A 23,712-nucleotide genomic window follows, 5' to 3' on the forward strand; every position below is an offset into this window, starting at 1 on the left:
GGCTAAACAACATTTTTCTCTTAGCCCCATCGGGGCGAAATATTTCGCCCCGATGGGGCTAGGTTGGGATATTGACATGATATTTCTACCGATATTCTGTTCCTAACGGAACTATCAATCATAAAACATGAGTCATCCCGAATTTCAAAATCATAAAAAAGCGGTTGAAAAACTAATTTGGACCGCTTTTTTATGATTGATGAACAACGAATTCCTACTGTTTGAGCGAAGCGAGTTTAGGAATTCTTGATTTTCTTTTGCGGTCCGCCGCGCGGTTACTTTTCTTGTATCAAGACAAGAAAAGTAAGGACAGAACGATAATAAATATCAAACTTCTCAAACTTTTTATTCTAAAGAAAAATTCTTTAAAAACTCTTTCAATTAATTTAATCCTCAGTATCATACTCTCCCGAAAGAGCATACTTCCCAAAAATCAATAATCCTCCAGTAATGATTGGTGTCAGTACAATCATGATGATAATACCAAACACTAAATCTTCCTGATTCCCCGAAGCAAATTTGGGAATGCCCAATTCAAAAATCCCGAAATAGGCAGTAGCCAACCCTAAAAGTATCCAAACGATACCTAATATTTTCTTGATGCTGTTCATCTCTTTTTAATGATAATGTGTTTTAACATAAATGTTTAATAACGCCGAAATCGTTTAGTCTTGAGCGATTAATCTCTGATACTTTTATCCTCCTTGATATACAACAAGCCAATCACAAAACATACGCTTGCTATCAATATTGGATAGTTCAATCCTTCTAAATAAGGCTGTGTATTGATAACAGCCTGCCCAGTTTTTTCAGCTATTTCATTCGTGTCTTTCGCTTTAGTAACCAAATAAGTAGCAATAGCTGGCATTAATCCACCGAATACGCCATTGCCTATGTGATATGGCAGAGACATAGAAGTATAACGAATTTTGACAGGGAACATCTCTACCAAAAAGGCAGCAATGGGTCCATAAGCCATTGTGACAAACACTAATTGAACAAACACTAGCCAAACCAGCGTCCAATGGTCGCTATCGTTGATTTTAACAGTTTTGCTAATTTCAGGTTTAGGCTGTTCAGCTTCAGCTTTTCCAGCGAGTAAAGTCTGTTTTTTTACTTCCTTATAAGTTGTACCATCTGTATAAACCTTGCTGATAGTCGTGGTAACCAACGAATCTGTGCTTGAATTAGCTACTAAAATATGCTTTGTTTCTATTTTTGTTTCAGCACTAATCTCATCTTTATGATTCAAATTAGTGGTCTGGTACATTTTCTCGTAAATAGGTCGATAGGCAAGAATTGCGAATAACATCCCTGCTAACATGATAGGCTTGCGACCCACTTTATCTGACAACCATCCAAAAAATACAAACAGAGGCGTCCCCATCATTAAGGCAATGATTAATAGTGTATTGGCTTGGTCGAAATCTACATTCATGATTTTCAACAAGAATGTTTGTGCATAAAACTGACCTGTGTACCACACTACGCCTTGCCCCATTGTAGCCCCAAACAAGGCTAGCAATACAAATTTGAAGTTTAATTTATTACCGAACGATTCTTTCAGCGGGTTGGTTGATGTTTTTCCTTCCGCCTTAGCTTTAGCAAAAAGGGGTGATTCCGACATATTTTTACGAATCAACACCGATACATAAACCATGATGATAGAAACCATAAAAGGTATACGCCAGCCCCAATCTTCCCATGATTCTTTCGACATCATGTTTTTGGTCAATAATATGACGCCTAATGAAATAAACAAGCCAGCGGTAGCTGTAATCTGAATCCAAGACGTCCAAAATCCACGTTCATTAGCAGGGGAATGTTCGGCTACATACGTGGCTGCTCCGCCATATTCACCGCCCAAGGCTAGGCCTTGTAAAAGTCTAAGCACTAACACAATCAATGGGGCAAAAAAGCCTATCGTTTCATATTTAGGCACTAAGCCGATGGCAAAAGTAGCTCCGCCCATCAACACTAACGTAACCATAAAGGTATATTTACGACCAATTAAATCGCCCAAGCGACCAAAGAATAATGCCCCGAACGGACGAACAACGAAGCCTGCGGCAAAGGTAGCTAACGTAGAAAGGAAGGCTGCTGTAGGATTATCTTTTGGGAAAAACTGGGTTGAAATGATTGTTGCTAAACTGCCAAATATATAAAAATCGTACCATTCAATAAGTGTTCCTACCGACGAAGCGCCAATAATTGCAGCGAGTTGTTTAGTCGAAGTTTTCTTTACTGTGTGTTCTACTGTCATAACGTTAATTAGATAAGGGGTTTTATTTTTAGAGTGAATATTTTATAGTGATTAAAAGCATTAGTGATTTATTTATAAGTTTATTGCTAACAGTTATTTCATATTTTAATAGAAAAATTCAGTGGCTGAAAACAATTAGTACAATACTAATTGTTATCCTATTTCAGCCATATATTTTTTTGTACTTTAACGTGTTTTTATTGAACACGAACCACCAAAGGTCAAAAAAAAAACTATCTCTTCGACAGCATTGGTATAGTAACGCTATTTAAGTATAGTTCAACAAAAAAAGGGCTAGAAAAATATCCTAGCCCTTCTTCAAATATGTCTTTTATTTATTGACGGAGTACCAAAAATTTAATGTTTCAGACGCTCCCATTTTATCAACATAAACTTATCTCCTAATTCAGTGACAATCATCCCAGAATCCCTCAGATTTTCTCTATCCGCATAAAAAGCCGCTAACTCTTTATGATTCATTATCTTATAGGTAGGGTAATAATCAGAGTTTTTAGGTATTTTGATTTGATATTTTTTCACCCAATTCATCACAGATACGTGCGAAACCCCTAGTAGTCTTTCTATTTCACGGTAGCTCACTCCTTCAATATACAATTGTAACGCTTTGATAACATAATAGGCTGAGATTCCCTTTCCTAGCTTTTCTACTGTAAAGTTATAATTACAGTCTTTACATTTAAAACGTTGTTTTTCTTTGATTACGCCACTTTTAGTAACATTTTGGGAGTCGCAGCGGGGACAATTTGGATTTTTCATAGAAATAATACGATATAGTATATTTAGCAAATATATATCAATTAAGCAACAATACAATACTTAGGATAAACTTATTTTTACACGTGAAAATGGTTTTAAAATCATTTTATTTCAAAATTTTATTTTGAAATAATTAAAATATCAGAATTTTATTCGTTTTGTACAACAAACCATATTAACCCTTGTACATTTCAAAGAAATCAATCCATCAATACTTAGGTTCAACTCAATTTTGCGATTGATTCTTTTATTTTTTCTTTGGCTTGTCTTTTTTGCAAAACATACGGAGGTCTCATTCTCTCTGCACAATCTACTGCTCCACATCTTTCGCACGTTTCATTTACTTTTCGATGTTTCAGGGCTGAATCTTGTAAAAATTGAGCCATGCCTTTTAAGGTATCGTCAATGGCAAAACCCAAGGTGACGCTACTATTCATTCTTAAATTTGGAGGCGAAGGCTTTGCCAAACAGATGACTAAATAATGGTTGCCAGTATCCATGTATTCAGAGACCTGTGCCTTGCATAATACCTTTTCTGCATCATAGCCTTCTGCCTTTTGTATTTTCTCTAAATCTTTTAAAATCGTTAATGCCATCCATCTCCTGCAATAATGTTCGGGGAGCGCCGTACCATGCGGGGTATGAAGTTTGGCTAGGTGCATTTCTTTGGTTAAATAGAACAAATCATCATCTATTTGATTATTGAAACGAAGGAAGAAAAGATTATTAATCTTAAAATGGTTCGTCATCAAGTTAGATAACCTGTGCATAAATATCTCGGGCGTTACATTGAACAATCGCATGATGCTCAACAACATATTTTCATCCCATTTTGGCGAAGCGAAAAAATACGTCAACCTATCAATCAGAATATCTTTGTTAATCAAAATCGCTCCTGCGAAATAAGATGCCCTAAAATTATTAAGGACTTCTTCAAAAGAATCTACTTCAATAACCGACGAAACATTAGACCTTTTTTTCAATTGTAAAAACTGATAGCCAATTTCACGCCCATACGTAAAGGTTTTTTGTTCGGTACTTAAATCCTTGTTGATGAGTAGTTTGGAAGTAGCTGGATTGAACACCGACCGAATCGAAATTAATTCAGGATATTGTTCTTTAGAAAACTCTTCGATATGATAGCCATAGAAATTTTGAAGGATATCGGCCAAGAGTTTTTCATTGGGCGAGGTAGTAGCAGATATTTCAAAGAGTTTCCTAAATTGCTGGGCTGACTGTTCTAAATCTTCAAAATAGTTATCATACATTTCTTGATATGACCGCAAGACTGAAAAGTAAAACTGCTCGACACTCATATCATAATTCCGCCCAATTTCTACAATTGTACTAATAAAGGCACTGATTTTGGCAGGAGCTTCCGACATCAACTCAATAAAGTCAGAAGGTTCAACGCCAAAAATCTCTAAGGGCAACTCCGTAAGAATATTAGAGTTCAATAGTTCAGCAATGGGTTCTAATTGCTTACTCAGCTTTAAGGAAACAAGCGAATCATAATCTATTGCTAAGGCTTCAGACAAAGCCATTATTTTTTCAGTTTTAGGATATTTCTTCCCTTTTTCAATTTCATTTAAGTATGAAATCGAAAGTTTAGATTTTTCGGCTACTTCGCTTAACGAGAGTTTTTTATCCAGACGCAACTGTCTGATTTTTAGTCCGAATATTATTTTTACTTTATCGCTGTTCACACTCATTGTTATAAAATTTCCACAAAGCTAATACTATTTGCTGGAACATTATACTGGGAAATAAAAATAGCGAATTTTCGCTTTACTCTTCTGTACTCTCCTTTTTCTAATCAAATCTGTGAATTATTTTTCAAATTAATCTAAAAATTGAACTATTATAATATTATACATGAATTTTAATATAAAAATAAATTTATTTTTATATTAGCGAAATTTCGCTTGTTTTTAATTTTACGCTAATATACTTTTGTAAGGCTTTCGAAGGCTTCAATATTTTCAGTTTCGTTTTGATCAAATTAACAATTACAAACATGAAAAATGATACGCTTACTTCTGACCTTAGCGCTATCGCTAAACAAAAAGTGAACCACCCGACCCTAAGCCTTCATACTGACATTCACCTGAATCTCAGTGTTTCAACTTTGATTGAAGAGGCTTTGAAAAACGGAGAAGGAACGCTTACTGACAAAGGTGCATTTATGTGCGACACTGGTAAGTTTACTGGTCGTTCGCCAAAAGACAAGTTTACGGTCTATGACGACAAGACTGCCGACACAGTAGCTTGGGGTGCAATCAACCAAGCCTTTGACCCTGATAAATTCGAGGCACTTTATCAAAAAATGTTAACATTTGTAACTAATAAAAAGCTGTACGCTCGTTATAGTTATGCTTGTGCTACTCCCGAACATCGCATCAATGTTTTAATTATCAACACGTTGGCTTGGCACAACCTGTTTTGTCATCATTTGTTTCTCAGACCCACTCCAAGTGAAATAGAAACATTTGAGCCAGAATGGACAATCTTGAATGTGCCTGATTTTGAAGCGAATCCAACGATAGATGGTACTCGCCAAAGTAATTTTACCATCATTGATTTTACCCGAAAAATCATCCTGATTGGCGGAACGGCTTATGCTGGGGAAATGAAAAAGGGAATTTTTACGGTACTGAATTTTATTCTTCCTGAGGAGAAAAAGGTGCTTTCAATGCACTGCTCTGCCAATATTGGTGAGGATGGCGACACTGCTTTATTCTTTGGTTTGTCGGGTACAGGAAAAACTACTTTATCTGCCGACCCACACAGAAACCTGATTGGCGACGACGAACATGGTTGGGACGATAAGCAAGTTTTTAATTTTGAAGGTGGTTGTTATGCTAAAGTAATTAACCTGAGCGAAGAGCAAGAACCTGAGATTTTTAGGGCTATTCGTTATGGTACTATTTTAGAAAATACTCGTTTCGTTACAGGTACAAAAACGGTAGATTATAGCAATCAAAGTGTGACAGAAAATACCAGAACGGCGTATCCAATTAATTTTATTCCGAATGTAGCAATGCCTTCAGTAGGCAATGCCCCGAAAAATATTTTCTTTCTTACGGCAGATGCATTTGGAGTGTTACCACCTATTTCTAAATTAAGTACAGAGCAAGCGATGTACTACTTTGTGGCAGGTTATACGTCTAAATTGGCGGGTACGGAAATGGACATTAAAGAACCTCAAGCTACCTTTTCGGCTTGCTTTGGGGCTGCCTTTTTACCGCTCCATCCACTTAAATATGCCCATTTACTGGGAGAGAAAATTAAGGCTGGTAACGTACAAGTTTGGCTCATCAATACTGGCTGGTCGGGTGGTGGTTATGGTGTAGGGTCAAGAATAAAATTGACTTATACTCGTGCGATGATTCATGCAGTATTAAAAGGTGAATTAGCGCATACAAATTTCAATAAACATGATATATTTGGTTTAGAAATGCCTGAAGAATGCCAGAATGTGCCAACAGAGTTGCTTAACCCCAAAAATACATGGGCAGACAAGGATGATTATGACCAAAAAGCTAAAAGTCTAGCGAAGGCTTTTGAGGAAAATTTTTTAGCGATAAGCTTTTGAGCTGTGAGCATTGAGCCGTGAGCAATAAGCTGTCAGCTTTCGGTCGTCGGATTTTTTAGCTGTCAGCCGTGAGCTATGAGCTTTGAGATTTAGCACCAATTTGCATAAAAAATCCCCGTAGCAGTAACCCTTGCGGTTACAGTTGGACGAAACATTCACGTAAGAAACGGTAACCGCAAGGGTTACCGCTACGGGTTTAATAATAAGTTTAAACATCAAATTCAGTATTTGTATATTGAAGACGTGTATAATCTATAATACCAATATTTTGAATCAAAGAAAAGCTGAAATCCGAAGACTGACATCCGAAAGCTGATAGCTCAAAGCTTACAGCTCACGGCTCAAAGCTCATATCTCACAGCTAAAAAAACCCTTTATACTATGACTAATAATCTGACACTAGCTTTACCTGTTGGCACAACGCTTGATAGATTTATTAATCGTCAACAGGAGGCTTTCCCTTATGCAAAAGGCGAGCTTTCACAATTGCTAAGAGACATTGCTCTTGCTTCCAAAATCATTAACCGCGAAATCAATCGAGCAGGCTTGATTGATATTACAGGTGCTTTAGGAAGTTCAAATATTCAAGGGGAAGCGCAACAAAAACTGGATATGATTGCCAATATTCGATTTATTCGGGCATTAGTAAATGGTGGGGAAGTAGTGGGGATTCTTTCTGAGGAAGACGATGAGATTATTCAAACAGGGAATTATAATGCCAAGTATGTAGTGGCGATGGACCCGCTGGATGGTTCGTCTAATATTGATGTAAATGTTTCTATCGGAACCATTTTTTCGATTTACAGACGTGTAAGTGATATTGGCTCTCCTGCCGTTGAAGATGATTTTTTACAAGGCGGACGTAAACAAGTGGCAGCGGGGTATATTCTGTACGGCTCGTCGACCATCATGGTTTATACCACTGGCAAAGGTGTGAATGCCTTTACTTATGAAAATTCATTAGGCGAATATTTTCTGTCGCATGCAGATATAAAAATGCCTGAGGAGGGTAAAATTTATTCTGTCAATGAGGCTTACTTTGAAGAGTTTACCAATCCTGTCAAAGACTTTATTCAAGATATGCGCAAGCATTCGGGTTGCATGGCTCGTTATATTGGTTCTTTAGTTGGCGACTTCCACCGAAATCTATTGAAGGGAGGTATTTATATGTATCCCCCAACCAGAAAAGCAAAAGAGGGTAAACTAAGATTGCTGTATGAATGCTATCCGCTGGCTTTTGTGATTGAACAGGCAGGCGGATTGTCGTCTGATGGTATGCAAAGTATTTTAGATGTCGTTCCAGAAAGCATTCACCAACGGAATACCGTCTATCTGGGTTCTAAAAATCAGTTAACGCAGTTACAGAAGAAACTGGAAAAATATCATACTTTTTTAATGGAACAAATAAAAGCAGGGCTTTAGCATACTTTCCAAAATCAATCTCTATTGATTAGTAACATAAAACAAATAAGGCAGGATAATACTTCCTCAACAAAAAAGATTATTTTGCATTCCGATACAATCTCTGTGCAAAATAATCTTTTTAACATGAAAAATATTTACCATATTATCTTCATCATTGGCTTATACTTCATTAACCATTTTGATATAAAGGCTCAATCTAAAAATGCAGAAATTTGGCTGACAAGTCCTGATAAATCTATCCTTTTCCAGAAACAAGCAAAGACGTTTAACTTTGAAGTTACCAGTAACACTTTGCCAAGTATCATCGTAGATGAAAGTAAAACTTTCCAGAAAATGGATGGTTTTGGGTTTACCCTTACGGGCGGAAGTGCGATGTTGATTAATCAAATGGGGGCTAATGAAAGAAGTGCTTTGTTAAAAGAGCTTTTTGCGACCAATAACAACAATATTGGGGTCAGTTATCTAAGAATTAGCGTGGGTGCTTCCGACTTGGACGACCATGTTTTTTCTTATGATGATTTGCCTAACGGACAAACAGATACTGAACTAGCTAAATTCAACCTCGCTCCCGACCAACAATATCTTATCCCAGTATTAAAACAGATTTTAGCCATTAATCCCGACATTAAAATTCTCGCTTCGCCATGGTCGCCACCGACGTGGATGAAAACCAATGGCAATTCAAAAGGTGGAAGTTTGAAGCCCGAATATTATACTACTTACGCTAAATATTTAGCTAAATATGTGCAAGAAATGAAAAAGGAAGGTATCAGAATAGATGCCATGACTGTTCAGAATGAACCATTACACCCTGGCAATAATCCAAGTCTATTAATGTTACCAGAAGAACAGTCACTGTTTGTAAAAAAACACCTTGGCCCAACTTTCAAAACAGCGAAAATAGATACTAAGATTATTATTTATGACCATAATGCCGACCGTCCAGATTATCCTATCAGTATTTTAGACGACTCGGAAGCTAAAAAATACATTGATGGCTCAGCCTTTCATTTATATGGCGGAAGTATCCACGCTTTGACGGATGTTCACAATGCGCATCCTGATAAAAACCTATATTTTACAGAGCAGTGGATTGGCAGTCCGGGGAATTTCCCAGGGGATTTAGGCTGGCATATCAAGAGCTTGATTATTGGTGGTCCACGAAATTGGTGTAAGACTGTGTTGGAATGGAACTTAGCCGCCGACCCTAAACAAAATCCACATACTGAAGGTGGCTGTACGGAATGTTTAGGAGCCATTACGATTGATAAAAACACGATTACCCGTAACCCTGCTTATTATATTATTGCCCATGCCTCTAAATTTGTCCGACCAAATTCTGTAAGAATAGCCTCTAACACTACGATGACATTGACAAATGTAGCGTTCAAAACGCCAACAGGCAAAAAGGTATTGATTGTACAAAATGAAAGCATTAAGCCTCAGAAATTCAACATTTCCTATCAAGGCAAAAAAGCAGTGCAGACTTTAGAAGCGGGAATGGTAGCTACTTATGTTTGGTAAGTGTCTTTGAGGAGGCTGTCCAAAAGTTTTCACAACCAAATATTATTCTGCGAAAGACCTCATCCCCAACCCCTTCTCCTTCAGAGAAGGGGCTTTTGAGCCCAAAAGTTCCCCTCTCTGAAGGAGAGGGGTTAGGGGTGAGGTTGAAAACCAAAGAATATTTGGCAGTAATTTCCTTTTTAGACAGCCTCCTCAAAGTTTTATTGAAACATCTAAATGTCCGCCTAAACCAAGCTCAACAATTCTTTAAAATTTTTATACCCTTTTTCTAATTTTTCTCGTCGTGCTGAGCCACGTTTGCCCTAATACTTATCCTTAAATTTATCAAGGGTTAAAATATTATTTTCTGTTTTCATATTCTTCTTTTATTACATCAAAAATAACACTTCTAACGATAACACGATTCTTAATCAATTAAAAAAATCCCCACTATCATCCACAAATCCACAAAAGTCATTATTTTTGTTCATACACTTAATACTACACTAAATGAACGAAGCCTTTCTACACTTTCTATGGCAATTTCAATATTTTGACAAATCTTGCCTACAAACTACTGATGATGAAACGATTCAAGTTTTAAGAATTGGACAGCCCAACACCAATGCTGGGGCAGATTTTCAAGATGCCAGACTACTGATTGATGAGGTAGAATGGGCTGGTACGGTTGAAATCCATGTGAAATCTTCTGATTGGAATATCCATGCACATGATTCGGATGTGGCATATCAAAACGTAATTCTTCATGTGGTTTGGCAAGATGATAAACCTATTGTAAGAAGTGACCAAACCAAAATTCCAACCCTGATTCTTTCTGATAAGACGGATTATTCTTTGGCACAGAAATATCAGGCTTTGCTTGAAAGCAAACAGCCTATGGCCTGTTATTCACAATTCCAGAAGGTATCTGGAGTAAAGAAATATGCGATGCTTGACAAGGTATTGATGCAACGACTAGCAAATAAAGCTTTGTTTGTACATCAATATTTATCCGAAAACAACCAAGATTGGGAGGAAACGGCGTATCAAACATTGGCAAAAAACTTTGGTTTTAAACTAAACGCTGAACCCTTTTTTCGCTTAGCAAAAGCTTTACCTTTGAAAGTACTGGGCAAACATCGTGATAACCTTTTTCAGCTTGAAGCATTGCTTTTTGGGGTAGCTGGTTTTCTATCAGCGAATAGTTTGGAGGATGAATATCAAACAAAACTAGCCAAGGAATTTCAATTTCTTTCGGCTAAATACCAACTACAAGATGATATTCTTGGAGCACACGAATGGAAATATTTACGACTAAGACCAGCTAATTTCCCGACAGTCAGGCTAGCACAATTTGCTAAGCTCATTCAAGAAAACATTAATTTGTTTTCGGTAATACTGCACCTCGACAATATCGAAAATGTTTCAAAGACCTTTAAGATAGAACAATCTGCTTATTGGCAAGAACACTATGTCTTTGGGAAGGAAGCAACGGGGAAAGTACCGATTATTGGAGAAACTTCGGTAGAGAATATTGTCATCAATACCGTTGTACCATTGCTAGTGGCTTATAGCAAACAAAAAGATGATGAAAGATACCTCGAAAAGGCTATCCGATTTTTAGAAGAATTGCCTGCTGAGAACAATAAAATCACTAAACATTGGCAAACATTAGATTTGCCAATGAAAACAGCTTTTGATTCCCAAGCGGGTATTGAATGGTTCAATCAGTTTTGTAGTACCAAGAAATGCCTTTCTTGTGAAGTAGGCATTAGCTTGTTACGAGAAAAGCTATAATTTCAACCCAAAAGCTAAATCGCCAGCATCACCTAAGCCCGGAACGATGTAATATTTTTCATTCAGATGGTCATCTATTGTGCCCACAAAAAACTCGGCTTCGGGCATATTTCGTTGTAAGTAAGCTATTCCTTCGGGGGCAGTAATGGCAGCAGCAATAATTACTTTGGCAGGTTTGCCGTAGGCTAAGAGTGCCTCATACGACTTTAACAAAGATTTCCCCGTTGCCAACATCGGGTCTATTAAAATAATGGTTTTGCCCGTCAGGTCTGGACTTGCCAAATAATCCATTTGGATGTCAAATGTTTCATCTGCCCGATGTTTGCCACGATATGCCCCAATAAAAGCATTCTGTGCCTTATCGAATACATTAATAAACCCTTGATGAAAAGGCAAACTAGCCCGTAAAATAGCCACCAAAACAGGTTGTTCACTCAAAAGCTCTGTTTTAGCAATGGCTAATGGACTTTGGATAAAAGCCTTTTCATAACTAAGTGTTTTAGAAATCTCATACGCCAATACCTCTCCTAGTCGCTCCATATTTCTTCTGAAACGCATCGCATCTTGTTGAACGGTTACATCACGCAATTCAGCGATAAAATGATTGGCAATTGTGTTGGTTGAAGTTAAGATAAACATAGAGGAAGATTATTAATAGCACTGTGTTAAAAATACGTTGGGATTAAGTTAGTAATAATGTGGCAAAAAACAATTACAATTGATAAATTACCCCAGAGTTTAGCAGACAACTTAATGAAACAAGGAAATAATATTATTTAATTAAAATATTACCCTTTTATAAAACATCATTCTATTTATAGAACACGTAATTTCAGATCAATTTGTGGTAAATTTACATTTGAATTATTAAAAACACTTATCATCCATAATCAAACCCATAATATGAAATTTTCTCCTACCTTATTCGCTACACTATTCTTTTTACTATTTTTCCATTATTCGAAGGCTCAACAAAACTTTGTAGAAGGTTATGTAGTAACTACTCAGAATGATACCCTTAGAGGTTTTCTTAAAGAAGCTGTTCACACACATTCTGAAGTAATTTTCAAGAGAAACAATGGCGATCAAAACAGCACTATATACAAAGCTGATGAATTAAAAGTAGCCTATTTTAAAACAAGTGATGAATATTATTATAGCAAAACAGTTAACATCAATATTAAACCATTCACTGACGGCAAACTAGACCTAGATGTTACTCCCAAATTTGTTGAAAAAACAGTTTTTTTGGCTTTGCTCACTAAAGGTAAAATGAACCTTTATCGCTTACAAGGCTGGGACGAGAACTATCATTTCTTTATTGAAAGCCCTGAAGAAAAAATCAAAGAATTACTGATTATTAAATATACCATCACCATCGGACAAGAAGGCGGGAAAGTAGCTACTGTCGAGGAGTATAAAAATCAATTAAACCTCATGTTTTATGATTGTCCTACAGTTACTGCTGATAAAACAGAATATTCGCAAGTTGCTCTCAAAAAATTGATTGAACGATATAACAACCGTTGTGGAGGTGCTATCCCCGCAAATTATTCTCAAAAACATGTAGGTTCTAAAATATCCTTCAACTTTTTAGCTGGCGTATCCTTTAAACAAATGGATTATTCAGGGAATGATGCTAATGCTGGATTTTATCAATTTGCAGCCATGTCTTCTTTTTCGGATGCTGTTCATCCAATTTTCGGACTTGGCATTGAGATTAAATCTAAGCGTGTGACAAACCCCATTTCAGCTGGTCTGGATATCTATTTTAGACAAAATAGTCATAATACTTCTTCAGAAATACTAGGAAATAGGGTGGTTGCTTCTATTTCAGACAAAGTGATAGACTTTAATCCTTATTTGAAATATACCTTTATTAATAGTGCCATAAAGCCCTTTATACGAATAGGAGGAAATCTCGGATATTACCTAGACGCTAAAAATTCGTTAAACATTACAAGAATAGATTTTAATACAAACCTTTATGACGGAGTACTCATCACCAGAAATCAAAAGAAAGTAGAACGTGGTTTTTTGGTAGGTACTGGAATTAACGTTAAAAAGGTTAAAGTAGAGCTATTTTATACAAGTGGTAGTAGATTATTTGATAACGAGAGTTCGATAAAACTTAATTCTGTTAGTTTAGCTTTAGGATATATTTTTTAATGATTTTTTGTATTGCCTAGAAGGATGTATTTCTGGGCAATACAAAATAAGATTATATTCTATTTACTCTATCACAATATCATACTGATATAATAATCCTCTCAATCCATCATAAGAAAACCTTGCTTTTTTGATGGTATTCTTTTCAGGATTAATCGCAAAATGTTCTGCACTCCTAAAGTCTGCTTTTGACAAATTGGTCTGTTCAAAAACAGTATTCAACAAGTCGCACTGATTGAAGGAAGCACTCGTCAAATCTGCCTCTGTAAAATTTGCTTCTTGAATTTGGCAATTATCAAATTTCGTTTTCTGAAGTTTCTTTTTGAAAAAATAGGTATAATTTAAAGAACAATTGTTGAAATATACTGCAAACAAAAACTCTTTACTGATGCTAAAATCTACCCCTATTATTTTACAATCAATAAATTTTACGGTTTTTAAACTGGTATTATTGATGTTAGCGCTACTAAGATTACAACTTTCAAAAGTACAATCTATAAAATCGTTATTGGAAAGGTTAGCATTAGAAAAATCACAGTTTTTAAAGGTGCAACTATCGTATTCTTTATGGGTAATTGCTTGTTTTGAAAAATCAATCTTCTCAAAAGTTTGCTCATAGAATTCTTCTTTCATTATTGGGTTAGATAATGTTAAGGGCTATTTGGTATTATTATTTTCCAGTTTTTTACTAATTTCAGTCAATAAAGCAAATTGTTTGGCTTGTGTTTCAAAAAGTGTTTTGATTTGCTCTTCCAACAATAAATCCATCTTTTGCTGTAAACTCCTGATTTGAGTTTCTGCTTTGAGGTTGACCAAATAGTCATTTTCGCTTTGTATCCTGTCTTTTTCTTCTTGTCGGTTTTGGCTCATCATAATGATGGGTGCTTGCAAGGCTGCAATACATGATAACACCAAGTTCATCAAAATAAAAGGATAGGGATCAAATCGGAATTTTGCCACTATCAGTGAATTAAAAATTATCCATACAGTAAGGATACTGATAAACATGATAATAAACTTCCAGCTTCCACCAAATTGAGCTACTTTATCCGAAATAGCTTGTCCTCGTGTAATATTCTCTATCGGTGGATTTAGTTGATCCTCTACGATAAGGCGTTCTGATTTAATCGTATCTTCAACGATTTGGTGAAGTTTTTCAATATGTTGGCTTTCATCAGCTAAAAGCTTGTCTATTTCAGAGTTTTTTTTCATGATTGTAATTGTGAGTTAGTGGGTTGTGAGTTAGTGAGTTTTTAATTAGTGAATTGCGAGTTAGTGTTTTTTTAGTTAAGAGGAATTGTAAATTGTTGGTATTACTTATCAACGTAGAAAAGTTAATTCATTAATTATCAATTAAAAATTCACTAACTGATAATTCACTAACTCACAATTCGCAACCTACTAACTCGCAATTCACTAACTAAAAACTCATAATTGAAATAGTTTCTCCAAATGATGGTATTCAATACCAAAATAAGCTTTGGTTGCTTTTAGTTTTTCTAAAATCTCTGGGTTCTTTTGTTGCACTTTCGGATTCCTGATACCTACTACTAATACATTTTTAGGCGTATGGGCATCCGAAATAAATTGAAATACTTTAGTTTTATAGCCAAAATATTCCAGAATCATCGCCCTGATACCATCCGTAACCATTTCTGCCTGACGTTCCAGAAAGATACCATATTTTGTCAGGAAGTCTAGTTCATTACTGGCTTTATGTTTTTCTATTTCCCTTCTAATCTGTTTATGACAACACGGAGCTACCACAATCAAATCGGCTTCAGCCGTGATTCCTTTATAAATGGCATCGTCAGTCGCAGTATCGCAGGCATGAAGAGCAATTAAAATATTCGTGCCAATGCTATTATAGTCTTCAATGGTGCCTTCCACAAAATTAAGCTTCTCAAAACCCGTATTTTGGGCAATACGATTACATAATTGCACCATATCGGGTCTAAACTCTACGCCTGTTACCTCCGCTTCTAGTTTTAATACATTCGTCAGGTAGTCGTATAACGCAAAGGTTAAATATCCTTTTCCCGAACCCATATCTGCTACTTTCAAAAGGTTTTGTGTAGGAATATCTTTGATTAACGTGCTTAGTATTTCTACATAATGGTTTATCTGTCGATATTTATCTTGTGCATTTTTATAGACATTCCCCTCTTCATCCGTAATCTTCAATTCATGCAAATAAGGCTTTTCCTGTGGTTTTATTAAGCGATTTTTAGCCTTGTCGTGTTCTAAAGAAGTAGCATTTGGATTGGTAGAAGCATTTTTTCGAAGTACTGTTTTCTGATTGATTTTTTCTATCATCAAATCAAACTGTGTGCTAAAAAGCGTAGCAATATTAAAGCCTTCTTGTAAAGCTTTTTCTATTAAATCGATGCCTTCTGCTACACCAAAGTTTTTTACAATGTCTCGGGTTTTATAGCGATACGTAAAACTAAGTTTCTCTTCTTTTTTAATTAAAACCCTTTTGATATAAATATTCTTGAGTTGTTCTTCAGCACCTTTATAATTGCCTAATGATATTTTAACGAAAGAATTATCTAGCAGACTTTCATGGATAGTCTGGATAAATGTCGCTAAGTGTTCTGGTTGGTTCATGGTATGTGGATATTACTCAGCGATTTCAAATATTTTTGGCAAGCCCATTTCTCTAGCATAATGCGCTGTGCCGTGCTTGTGAACGAATCCTAACAAAGTGTTAGTATCAGCATGAAAGTCAAACTGAATATCTGGATGAAGCTTTACGAGTTTTTTCAATAAAAAATCTACTCGTTTTACGATATAAAGGGCTAATGTATCCGACTTTGAATTGTACTTTTCTATCCATTTGAGTTGTTTCTCAAAACAATCTTTCAGGAGCTTCAACGTCAATTCTACTTCACCATACTTATCTTTCGTCACTTTTACATGGCGAGTAATCTGAGCATTGGTAAAACGCATATCCATCATTAAATAACCCGATGAGAAAACAGGCGTATCATATAAGGTATCAATGATGATTTTGATATCTTCTCGTCTCGACTCAACCGTTAGCCCTTCTTCTACCAAAGTAAAGGTTAATTGTTGAATCAATACCTCATCTTTGCCAATAAGCCTTAATAATAATTTATCTTTATCTTTCTGAGGCATCGAAACAATTGCCTGTTGTAGTTCTTTTTCTAATTTTGCCATTCCTAATACAAAAAGTGAAGCAATGATTTGTTGTTATCTTCATAACAAAGTTACGGATAAATGAGTTTTTAACGTATTAAACTGAAATTACTTGCTCGGGTACATCTTTTCCATGAGACATAAAGGACTATTCTTTGCCATCAGCATTATTTCGCTTTGGGCATTGTCGCTATTATATTTACTGAATTACCCAATCGATTTTTCTAATCCTTTGGTGTATGTTTTTGTGTTAATACAAATGCAGTTGTACACGGGTATTTTTATTACTGCTCACGATGCGATTCATGGAGTAGTGACCCCTGACAACAAACGATTGAATAATGCCATTGGCTTTGTCTGTGCTACGCTTTTTGCCTTTAATAATTATTATAAATTATCAAAGAAGCATCATCTACACCATAAAAATGTAGTGACCGACGAAGACCCAGATTATTATGCAGGAGGATTTTTTAGATGGTATTTAAAGTTTGCCTTAGAGTATGTAACCTTCTGGCAAATTTTATTAATGGCTATTACTTATAATTTATTGAAGCTGGTCTATCCAATGGAAAATCTCATTGTTTTTTGGGAAATTCCTGCTATTCTGAGTACGCTACAGCTTTTTTATTTTGGCACATACCTCCCCCACCGTGGCGAACATGAAGCTCACGACCTCCACAAAGCTCGTAGCCAAAAACTAAACCATGTTGTGGCGTTTATTTCTTGCTATTTTTTTGGTTATCATCACGAACACCATGCTTACCCCTATTTACCTTGGTGGAAACTGGCGGAGGCTAAAGAACAAGAGGAATTGATAAATAATAAAGCATAAAAGGGAAATGTAAATCCCGAAGGGATGTCAGGATTATAGCAATGATTGCATTGTTGTTTACAGAACCCTGAAAGGGTGAAAGAAAGGTTGTAAAGAATTCCTGTATCACCCCTTCGGGGTTTTAGCTTATTTGCTATTTTCTTGTCTACAATCCTGATATCCCTTCGGGATTGGCTTTATTCAGCTTTCTAAATTCACTCCACATTCAAAACTCAAAACTAAGAAAGTCCTAATTGTTTCAAATGATGGTCAAGGTGTCGGACATAATCATTTGCCACAAATTCAAGGGTTACTAACTCTTGTCCCAACATTGGGGTCGTTGCATTTCCCCAATTTGTGATAGTGTCATAGTTCTCTTTGGGTAAATTAAGCAACACCCTACAAAAATGCTTGTTTAACAATACCCACAATTGAAGTAAATCTTTGCTATCATAATGCTGATAATCAGCGGCTTTTACCCATTCGTTTTGTCGATAAATGATGTGCGCATTTTCTTGGTACTGCCCCACTACCATTCTGCGAATATTACTTTGGGCAGAATCTACCAGATGTCCTAATACTTCTTTCTTAGACCACTTCTCTGGACTTTCTTTGGTTGCTAGTTCAGCTTCTGAGCATTGCGAAATATAGTTTTCTACTGCTGTAATTCTATCTTGAAGGGTGGCGACTACTGTTTCCATGCTATTGATATTCGGGATGTTTGGCGATAAATTTACGAAGATTTCCCATAGCTCGCTCTCTTACTTGTTTTTTCAAGAAGGGTGTCCAGCCTAAGAGCTTTCCTATCATTCCTAACGACTGTGACGACCAGCGATAAAAACTAAATTTATCACGATGCGTAAGAATCTTACCATCTTTAAAAATAAAACTAGCCTCTATGATATTATGTACTTTGTTGCCAGATTGCGAAAAAGTGTACCATGCCTCCCAGTGTGCCTGACCTGTATTGTCGTCTGCTTTTACATCAGAATATTCTATGATGGTGCTTGCTCCTACTCCGCAAAGCATTCGCCACATAGCAGGAATTTCCTTGCCTTTCAAGTCAAAGGCTTCGTCTTTAAATGTAGCTTCTGGATGATAACAATCGCCCATTGTCTTGAAGTCTTTTACCTTAAAAGCTTCATAGAATGTCTGTATTAGTGTTTCGTTGGGAGTCATATTTTTTTATTTTCGGTACTCAGCTATCGGTCGTCGGCTTTCGGATATCAGTTGTCAGTCTTCCACTTTTAGTTTTCAGCAATCTAAAACTGTAAGCAGACAATTGAAAGCCTAAGACCGATATCCGACGACCGATACCCGAAAGCTAAAATTATACTTTCACTTCCTTCCCCGTCTTAGCCGCTTTAAAAATAGCTTCAATCAGTTTCATATCTCTTAAACCTTCTTCTCCAGGGGTGATATTAGGTTTGTTATTGATAATACAGTCGCAAATACCATCCAGTTCAAGTACTTGATGATAAACGATTGGCAATTTCATTTCTCCTTTTGATGTTTTCCCTTTCAATGGTCCATAATCATAGGCAGGCGACATCTCTAAATTCCCATTTTCATAACCTACATACAAGCGTTGCAAACCGCTGTTATAAGTAGTAGTATGGTTTGAAACTGCCCCGCTCGGAAATTTCATTTGCCAGAAAAGCGTTTCTTCTACGCCTGGTAAGTATATATCTGGTCGTGTTTTCACGGTTTGTGCTGTCACTGAAATTGGTTCTTCGCCAGTGGCATACCTAGCCGCATTTAAGGCATAAATACCTACATCCATCATTGGCCCTCCGCCCGACAGTTTCGGGTTCAATCGCCACGCTTTTAAGTCACGTAACGGAAATCCAAAACTTGCTTCTACAAAAGTAACCTTGCCAAAATCTTTGTCTTTTGCCAAACGCATTACTTCGTTGGTAAATGGTTCGTAATGCAAACGATAACCAATAGCCAACTGAACATTGGCAGCTTTGCAGGCAGCAATCATTTCTTCGGCTTCTTTTACCGAAACGGACATCGGTTTTTCGCAAATCACGTGCTTGCCAGCTTTGGCAGCACGAAGCGTAAACTCGTGGTGCATTGAATTGGGCAATACCACATACACCACATCAATGTCTGGATTGTTGGCAATTTGGTCAAAATTTTGATAATTGTAGATATTTTTGTCTGGAATATTATACTTTTTCTTCCAAGTTTCTGCCTTTTCAGGCGTACCTGTCACGATACCAACTAGTCGGCAATTAGTCGTTTTTTCGAGTGCTGGGGCTAATTGATAGGTAGCATAATAACCCAAACCGACCAAGGCAACGCCTAATTTTTTCTCAGGAAAAGCGGCTTCGGCTTGTAAAGCTGAAAGCATAGGAACAGTAAGCGACGTAGCCGCAAAGGTTTTTAGGAAATCTCTCCGTGTGTTTTTCATAGTTAATGAGGAATATAAAATGGGGTTTATCGTTATTCAGTCTTGTATAGTTAACAGTATTTCAATTGATTTTCTTAATTTTAACGAATACATTTTTAAACTATTCGTCATCGACATTCACTCAATAAAATACCTTTATGAAAACTTATTTATATGCCATTGCCTTCCTCTTATTTACTTGTTCACTATCAGCAGACAAACCTGCCTATATACTTTATAACAAGCAATTGAAAGAAACTTCTTACCAAAAGATGATGAAAGAATTGGCAACAGCTGATATTGTTTTCTTTGGTGAATTACATGATAATTCTTTAAATCATTGGCTTGAATTACAGGTTACTAAGGATTTATTTGCGCTCAAAAAAGAAAAACTGGTACTCGGTGCCGAAATGTTTGAGGCAGACAACCAAACTGTATTGACAGAATACCTCAAAGGTTTTATTACTGCCAAACAATTGGAAACCGAAGCAAAAGTATGGCAAAATTATCAAACTGATTATAAGCCTTTGTTAGATTTTGCCTTGAAAAATAAATTAAACTTTGTAGCCTCTAATATTCCTCGTAGATATGCCAGTATGGTATCAAAAGGTGGATTAGAAGCCCTCAATCAACTATCAGACGATGCCAAAAAGAATATTGCTCCCCTACCCATCCAAGTAGATTTAACCTTGCCTGCCTATGCCGAAATGATGAAGATGGGCGGTATGCACGGCAGTGGTGGCACAAGTATTTCAGCAGAAAATATTACCAAAGCACAAATTATTAAGGATGCAACGATGGCAAACTTTATTTTAAAGAATTGGCAACAAGAACAGTGTTTTTTACATTATAATGGAAGTTATCATTCAAATAACTTTGAAGGGATAGTTTGGCATTTAAAAAGAAAGAATCCAGCGTTGAAAATCGTAACGATTAGCACGATTGAAGAAAGTGACATCGAACATCCATCAGACAAGGCAAAAAACTCAGCAGACTTTATCATCGCTATCCCTGATGATATGACGAAAAGCTACTGAGGGGGATTTTATTGAGGACTTTAGGGCTAAAGGACTTTAGACGCTAGATATTAGACTTTAGGATGTTGGGAATTAGAGAAAAAGAAGGAAATATTAAATCACTAATTAAAAAACAATCACCAACTCATAATTCACTAACTCACTAATTAAAAACAATCACTAACTCACAATTCACTCAATCACTAACTCACAACTCACTCAATCACTAACTCACAATTAAAAAAATGCAAGACATAGAACCATTTTATAATTGGGAAAACCTTTATGTAGCTTCCAAAGATCCACGCTCACCTTTTTATGAGCGGCTTTATAACACGTCCTATTATGAACACGATATTTATGGCTACTTTATTCATCCTTTTTGGGATGAATTTGAGTCGGAAACACTATATTGTAAGATATTATTTTGTGATTACGACCTCCGTTTTGTCATCATCGAAATGTTTGGTGAATGGAATGATACCCTTCACAATGATATTATGTGGTTTAAACGAAATGTGATAGACCACCTCATTAATCAAGGTATCAATCAATTTATCTTGGTAGGCGAAAACGTACTGAATTTCCACGGTAGCCACGAGGACGATTATTATGCTGAATGGTTTGAAGAAGTAGAGGACGGCTGGATAGCGGCCTGTAATTTCAGAGAGTTCATTCAACAGGAATGGACAAAATTTCGACTAGACTATTACTTAAACTTTGGCGGAACACTAGATGTAGTAAATTGGCGAGTATTAGCTCCCCGACAATTTTATGAAGTAATCAAAGCATTAATGACACGACGATTAAACTAATATTTTCCTTACAAAAACAATGAGCGTAATTTTCACCACTATTACTAAAGACGAAGAAATCTGGCAGTTATTGGATTTACAACAGAAAAACTTAACCCGAAATATTTCAGAGAATGTAGCCAATGACCAAGGCTTTGTAACGGTTGTTCATAATTTCAAATTGCTTGCTCGCATGAATGATGCCTATCCGCAAATCATTGCCAAAGATGGCGACCAAGTGGTGGGCTATGCATTGGTAATGCCCGAAAGTTTTAGAAATGATATCCCCGTGCTTACTGCCATGTTTACGATGCTCGATGAACTGGAATATAAAGGCAAATTGGTGAAAGATTACCGCTATTATGCGATGGGGCAAATTTGTGTGGCGGAGGGCTATCGTGGGCAAGGACTTTTTGATGGACTATACGCCAAACATAAAACTGAATTGTCAGATAAATTTGAGCTATGCGTTACCGAAATTGCCAAACGTAATACTCGTTCTTTGGCAGCCCACAAAAGAGTAGGCTTTGAAATTATTCACGAATATTTTGATACAACATATCCTGAGCTTTGGGAAGTGGTAGTGTGGGATTTGAGGGAATAGTAGTTCATAATTAATAACTTCCTCTTAGCGAGCGACTTAAGTCGCTCGCTAAGAGGAAGTTATTAATCCGTATTCTGTATGCCTAACCCGTGTTCTGTGGCACACAGAACACAACATTTGACTATTTTGGCTTATAAAAACATTGATATGAAAATTTAGCTTTGTGCTCTGTGTGCCACAGACCACGGGTATAATTTTTAGACACAAGCCTATAAGTATTTCAAAATCAATAACTTATCACTAGCGAGGGACTTAAGTCCCTCGCTAGTGATAAGTTAGAAATTACCAAACAATCGTTTTGCCAAAACTAAATCTACCAATCCATCCTCTGGAATTTCTAAGAAATACGCTAATTGCCATTGTTGGGTCTTCAAAGCTTGTTTGCTATTGGCAATATCCCAAGGAGGATATACTCTAAGGGCTCTTTTCCCTTCTTTATGATTACCTGACAATATCCCTTTTTGGAGTAAAACAGCTTTAGGAAAAACAAACTGCCCAAAATGTTTTTCACTTCTGGTGCTTATCACTACTAAATCTATCTCATCATCAATGTCGTAAGGTTCAATAATTCCTTCGTTATTTCTTTTCCATAAGGTAACAAATTGCCCCGTTTTAGTAGGTGTAATTTTAGCGATGCGATACTTGATATTTAGGGCATCTATCTTAAAATCACAAGCACCATATTCTGCACTTTCAGCTTCTGGAGTAGGTGTAGTACAATTGACACTACATTGATTATATACTAATGCTTTGGCAAGGAGAAAATCATTCGTATATAATTCGTTTTTTGATTTCATTACTTATTTTTTACTCTTATATATTTCTCCACAATTACGCGGTCTACGCCTAGTTTTTCTAGCTTCTCTATGCCTTTTTGAATTAAAGTATCGTTCTGGATTTTCACGACAAAAGTGAATTTATTATTCTCCCAATTTTTGTCGATAAAATACTCTAAGTTTTCAGTGTAAACACTATCTACCAACGTATATTCACCTCCACCTGCTGTAAAGGCAATGGCTGAATCTTGTTTAGCAATTGGGTGGCTTAAAAAAGCAAAATGACTTGGGTTGATAATTTTAATCATTTTTACTTTAGTGTTAAAGGTTGAAAAGGAAGTGTCTTTTTCAATGGTTTCTGCCGAAACCAATTCCCACGTGCCGATGATAGGAAGGCTCTCTTTTTCTTTAACTTTACAAGCAAACATGGTAGAACATAGCAGTCCCCCTAAAATAATTCTAGTTGTTAGTTTCATAGTTTTTAGTTTTTCACAAAAATCAAATTATTCCCTTGAATTTATAGCTTGTACTGTACAGATAGATAAAACAAAGACACGCCTTTGATGAAGCGTGTCATGGTATTATTATCACGCGTGTTCTAACCTGTGGTCTGTGGCATACA

General features: G+C 36.3%; 23 protein-coding genes. 9 read left to right on the forward strand and 14 right to left on the reverse strand.

All coding sequences use genetic code 11. The annotated features are described in order from the left end of the window. Positions 1-386: 386 nt before the first annotated feature. From AC07N0_RS00330 to AC07N0_RS00345, 4 genes are all read right to left on the reverse strand, one after another. Positions 387-611, reverse strand: a complete 225-nt coding sequence (locus AC07N0_RS00330) for a DUF6814 family protein (protein WP_492800240.1) — start codon at positions 609-611, stop codon at positions 387-389. A 68-nt stretch (positions 612-679) separates the two neighbouring features. Further along, positions 680-2,263 carry an MFS transporter gene (locus AC07N0_RS00335; RefSeq protein ID WP_494587684.1) on the reverse strand — a complete coding sequence of 528 codons (1,584 nt, stop codon included), beginning with the start codon at positions 2,261-2,263 and terminating at the stop codon, positions 680-682. A gap of 357 nt (positions 2,264-2,620) precedes the next feature. Continuing rightward, entirely contained in the window at positions 2,621-3,040 is a 420-nt protein-coding gene (locus AC07N0_RS00340) for an IS1/IS1595 family N-terminal zinc-binding domain-containing protein (protein WP_309914468.1), read from the reverse strand. A 221-nt stretch (positions 3,041-3,261) separates the two neighbouring features. Next, a complete protein-coding gene (locus tag AC07N0_RS00345; RefSeq protein WP_492800242.1) occupies positions 3,262-4,752 on the reverse strand; it encodes a helix-turn-helix domain-containing protein in 1,491 nt (496 codons plus the stop codon). A gap of 305 nt (positions 4,753-5,057) precedes the next feature. Between AC07N0_RS00345 and pckA the strand changes: the two genes are divergently transcribed. The 4 genes from pckA to AC07N0_RS00365 all read left to right on the forward strand — a co-directional run bounded on the left by pckA (position 5,058) and on the right by AC07N0_RS00365 (position 11,360). Next, a complete protein-coding gene (gene pckA / locus AC07N0_RS00350; protein WP_494587686.1) occupies positions 5,058-6,635 on the forward strand; it encodes a phosphoenolpyruvate carboxykinase (ATP) in 1,578 nt (525 codons plus the stop codon). A 381-nt stretch (positions 6,636-7,016) separates the two neighbouring features. Further along, positions 7,017-8,057, forward strand: a complete 1,041-nt coding sequence (fbp, locus tag AC07N0_RS00355) for a class 1 fructose-bisphosphatase (protein WP_492800244.1) — start codon at positions 7,017-7,019, stop codon at positions 8,055-8,057. A gap of 126 nt (positions 8,058-8,183) precedes the next feature. Next, the gene (locus tag AC07N0_RS00360) at positions 8,184-9,584 is read left to right on the forward strand and encodes a glycoside hydrolase family 30 protein (RefSeq protein ID WP_494587687.1); all 1,401 of its coding nucleotides are present in this window, start codon (positions 8,184-8,186) and stop codon (positions 9,582-9,584) included. Between the two features lie 489 nt (positions 9,585-10,073). Beyond that, complete coding sequence (locus tag AC07N0_RS00365; protein ID WP_494587688.1) at positions 10,074-11,360, forward strand: DUF2851 family protein; 1,287 nt, start codon at positions 10,074-10,076, stop codon at positions 11,358-11,360. Here the strand turns inward: AC07N0_RS00365 and upp are convergent. Then, entirely contained in the window at positions 11,355-11,999 is a 645-nt protein-coding gene (gene upp, locus AC07N0_RS00370) for a uracil phosphoribosyltransferase (RefSeq protein ID WP_492800248.1), read from the reverse strand. The two genes, AC07N0_RS00365 and upp, sit on opposite strands and share 6 nt — an antisense overlap. Positions 12,000-12,263: 264 nt before the next feature. On the opposite strand from upp, the gene AC07N0_RS00375 reads away from it, so the two are divergent. Beyond that, positions 12,264-13,529: a hypothetical protein gene (locus AC07N0_RS00375; RefSeq protein WP_494587689.1), complete on the forward strand. Its 1,266-nt coding sequence runs from the start codon at positions 12,264-12,266 to the stop codon at positions 13,527-13,529. Between the two features lie 63 nt (positions 13,530-13,592). Here the strand turns inward: AC07N0_RS00375 and AC07N0_RS00380 are convergent, their stop codons facing one another. The 4 genes from AC07N0_RS00380 to AC07N0_RS00395 form a co-directional block, all read right to left on the reverse strand. Next, positions 13,593-14,162, reverse strand: a complete 570-nt coding sequence (locus tag AC07N0_RS00380) for a pentapeptide repeat-containing protein (protein WP_494587690.1) — start codon at positions 14,160-14,162, stop codon at positions 13,593-13,595. 24 nt (positions 14,163-14,186) lie between these two features. Next, positions 14,187-14,741, reverse strand: a complete 555-nt coding sequence (locus AC07N0_RS00385) for a DUF1003 domain-containing protein (RefSeq protein ID WP_492800250.1) — start codon at positions 14,739-14,741, stop codon at positions 14,187-14,189. Positions 14,742-14,957: 216 nt separating this feature from the next. After that, positions 14,958-16,139, reverse strand: a complete 1,182-nt coding sequence (locus AC07N0_RS00390) for a class I SAM-dependent methyltransferase (RefSeq protein WP_494587691.1) — start codon at positions 16,137-16,139, stop codon at positions 14,958-14,960. A gap of 12 nt (positions 16,140-16,151) precedes the next feature. After that, a complete protein-coding gene (locus AC07N0_RS00395) occupies positions 16,152-16,712 on the reverse strand; it encodes a hypothetical protein (RefSeq protein WP_492800252.1) in 561 nt (186 codons plus the stop codon). Between the two features lie 112 nt (positions 16,713-16,824). Between AC07N0_RS00395 and AC07N0_RS00400 the strand changes: the two genes are divergently transcribed. Further along, entirely contained in the window at positions 16,825-17,523 is a 699-nt protein-coding gene (locus AC07N0_RS00400; protein ID WP_494587692.1) for a fatty acid desaturase, read from the forward strand. Between the two features lie 218 nt (positions 17,524-17,741). Here AC07N0_RS00400 and AC07N0_RS00405 read toward each other — a convergent pair whose 3' ends face one another. The 3 genes from AC07N0_RS00405 to AC07N0_RS00415 form a co-directional block, all read right to left on the reverse strand. After that, positions 17,742-18,203, reverse strand: coding sequence for a DinB family protein (locus AC07N0_RS00405; protein ID WP_494587693.1), 462 nt, complete (start codon positions 18,201-18,203; stop codon positions 17,742-17,744). A 1-nt stretch (position 18,204) separates the two neighbouring features. After that, complete coding sequence (locus AC07N0_RS00410) at positions 18,205-18,681, reverse strand: nuclear transport factor 2 family protein (RefSeq protein WP_494587694.1); 477 nt, start codon at positions 18,679-18,681, stop codon at positions 18,205-18,207. Positions 18,682-18,832: 151 nt separating this feature from the next. Continuing rightward, on the reverse strand, positions 18,833-19,921 hold the full coding sequence (locus AC07N0_RS00415; protein ID WP_492800256.1) for a Gfo/Idh/MocA family protein: 1,089 nt from the start codon (positions 19,919-19,921) through the stop codon (positions 18,833-18,835). A 137-nt stretch (positions 19,922-20,058) separates the two neighbouring features. On the opposite strand from AC07N0_RS00415, the gene AC07N0_RS00420 reads away from it, so the two are divergent. From AC07N0_RS00420 to AC07N0_RS00430, 3 genes are all read left to right on the forward strand, one after another. After that, complete coding sequence (locus tag AC07N0_RS00420) at positions 20,059-20,937, forward strand: ChaN family lipoprotein (RefSeq protein WP_494587695.1); 879 nt, start codon at positions 20,059-20,061, stop codon at positions 20,935-20,937. Between the two features lie 224 nt (positions 20,938-21,161). Beyond that, positions 21,162-21,731, forward strand: coding sequence for a hypothetical protein (locus AC07N0_RS00425; protein ID WP_492800258.1), 570 nt, complete (start codon positions 21,162-21,164; stop codon positions 21,729-21,731). A 19-nt stretch (positions 21,732-21,750) separates the two neighbouring features. Next, positions 21,751-22,314 carry a GNAT family N-acetyltransferase gene (locus AC07N0_RS00430; protein ID WP_492800259.1) on the forward strand — a complete coding sequence of 188 codons (564 nt, stop codon included), beginning with the start codon at positions 21,751-21,753 and terminating at the stop codon, positions 22,312-22,314. Between the two features lie 275 nt (positions 22,315-22,589). Here AC07N0_RS00430 and AC07N0_RS00435 read toward each other — a convergent pair whose 3' ends face one another. After that, positions 22,590-23,111 carry a MepB family protein gene (locus tag AC07N0_RS00435; RefSeq protein ID WP_494587696.1) on the reverse strand — a complete coding sequence of 174 codons (522 nt, stop codon included), beginning with the start codon at positions 23,109-23,111 and terminating at the stop codon, positions 22,590-22,592. Beyond that, complete coding sequence (locus tag AC07N0_RS00440; RefSeq protein ID WP_494587697.1) at positions 23,111-23,566, reverse strand: hypothetical protein; 456 nt, start codon at positions 23,564-23,566, stop codon at positions 23,111-23,113. Before AC07N0_RS00440 ends, AC07N0_RS00435 begins: the two co-directional genes overlap by 1 nt. Positions 23,567-23,712 lie beyond the last annotated feature (146 nt).

Source organism: Arcicella sp. GW821-FHT09D11 (assembly GCF_059416265.1).

Bases quoted from the DNA above. Each gene is read 5' to 3' on its own strand.
- AC07N0_RS00330 (WP_492800240.1), bottom strand. From the start codon at position 611: ATGAACAGCATCAAGAAAATATTAGGTATCGTTTGGATACTTTTAGGG.
- AC07N0_RS00335 (WP_494587684.1), bottom strand. From the start codon at position 2,263: ATGACAGTAGAACACACAGTAAAGAAAACTTCGACTAAACAACTCGCT.
- AC07N0_RS00340 (WP_309914468.1), bottom strand. From the start codon at position 3,040: ATGAAAAATCCAAATTGTCCCCGCTGCGACTCCCAAAATGTTACTAAA.
- AC07N0_RS00345 (WP_492800242.1), bottom strand. From the start codon at position 4,752: ATGAGTGTGAACAGCGATAAAGTAAAAATAATATTCGGACTAAAAATC.
- pckA (WP_494587686.1), top strand. From the start codon at position 5,058: ATGAAAAATGATACGCTTACTTCTGACCTTAGCGCTATCGCTAAACAA.
- fbp (WP_492800244.1), top strand. From the start codon at position 7,017: ATGACTAATAATCTGACACTAGCTTTACCTGTTGGCACAACGCTTGAT.
- AC07N0_RS00360 (WP_494587687.1), top strand. From the start codon at position 8,184: ATGAAAAATATTTACCATATTATCTTCATCATTGGCTTATACTTCATT.
- AC07N0_RS00365 (WP_494587688.1), top strand. From the start codon at position 10,074: ATGAACGAAGCCTTTCTACACTTTCTATGGCAATTTCAATATTTTGAC.
- upp (WP_492800248.1), bottom strand. From the start codon at position 11,999: ATGTTTATCTTAACTTCAACCAACACAATTGCCAATCATTTTATCGCT.
- AC07N0_RS00375 (WP_494587689.1), top strand. From the start codon at position 12,264: ATGAAATTTTCTCCTACCTTATTCGCTACACTATTCTTTTTACTATTT.
- AC07N0_RS00380 (WP_494587690.1), bottom strand. From the start codon at position 14,162: ATGAAAGAAGAATTCTATGAGCAAACTTTTGAGAAGATTGATTTTTCA.
- AC07N0_RS00385 (WP_492800250.1), bottom strand. From the start codon at position 14,741: ATGAAAAAAAACTCTGAAATAGACAAGCTTTTAGCTGATGAAAGCCAA.
- AC07N0_RS00390 (WP_494587691.1), bottom strand. From the start codon at position 16,139: ATGAACCAACCAGAACACTTAGCGACATTTATCCAGACTATCCATGAA.
- AC07N0_RS00395 (WP_492800252.1), bottom strand. From the start codon at position 16,712: ATGGCAAAATTAGAAAAAGAACTACAACAGGCAATTGTTTCGATGCCT.
- AC07N0_RS00400 (WP_494587692.1), top strand. From the start codon at position 16,825: ATGAGACATAAAGGACTATTCTTTGCCATCAGCATTATTTCGCTTTGG.
- AC07N0_RS00405 (WP_494587693.1), bottom strand. From the start codon at position 18,203: ATGGAAACAGTAGTCGCCACCCTTCAAGATAGAATTACAGCAGTAGAA.
- AC07N0_RS00410 (WP_494587694.1), bottom strand. From the start codon at position 18,681: ATGACTCCCAACGAAACACTAATACAGACATTCTATGAAGCTTTTAAG.
- AC07N0_RS00415 (WP_492800256.1), bottom strand. From the start codon at position 19,921: ATGAAAAACACACGGAGAGATTTCCTAAAAACCTTTGCGGCTACGTCG.
- AC07N0_RS00420 (WP_494587695.1), top strand. From the start codon at position 20,059: ATGAAAACTTATTTATATGCCATTGCCTTCCTCTTATTTACTTGTTCA.
- AC07N0_RS00425 (WP_492800258.1), top strand. From the start codon at position 21,162: ATGCAAGACATAGAACCATTTTATAATTGGGAAAACCTTTATGTAGCT.
- AC07N0_RS00430 (WP_492800259.1), top strand. From the start codon at position 21,751: ATGAGCGTAATTTTCACCACTATTACTAAAGACGAAGAAATCTGGCAG.
- AC07N0_RS00435 (WP_494587696.1), bottom strand. From the start codon at position 23,111: ATGAAATCAAAAAACGAATTATATACGAATGATTTTCTCCTTGCCAAA.
- AC07N0_RS00440 (WP_494587697.1), bottom strand. From the start codon at position 23,566: ATGAAACTAACAACTAGAATTATTTTAGGGGGACTGCTATGTTCTACC.